General features: G+C 41.8%; 1 protein-coding gene. It reads right to left on the bottom strand.

The genetic code is table 11. The features are described 5' to 3' along the window. Nucleotides 1–180: CRISPR-associated endonuclease Cas2 (gene cas2 / locus AB4585_RS26225; protein WP_372171688.1), on the bottom strand; the 180-nt coding region annotated here is incomplete at its 3' end. Nucleotides 181–273: the final 93 nt, after the last annotated feature.

Consider the following 273-nt stretch of genomic DNA (forward strand, 5'->3'; position numbering starts at 1 on the left):
AGGTTCAATTAACGCCTCGATTTGCCCTATGAGAGTGCGTTTTTGTTTTGTATTGAGGTAGCACTCATAGGCTGATTTTTGTCCTTGATGGCTGTAGCCGTTAACCAAGGTGAGGATCTTTTTTCCGACACTCTGTCGCTGCACGTCATAGCAGACTAGATATAAAGATGGCGAGTTCATAGCATCTCCTATTTTTGATGAGATGTTCGCTATAAACAGCCGATAGAAATGGCAACATGGACGCTAAACGTAATCCATATACCGATATAGATT

Source organism: Vibrio sp. 10N.222.49.C9 (assembly GCF_041474985.1).
GTDB lineage: Bacteria > Pseudomonadota > Gammaproteobacteria > Enterobacterales > Vibrionaceae > Vibrio > Vibrio crassostreae_C.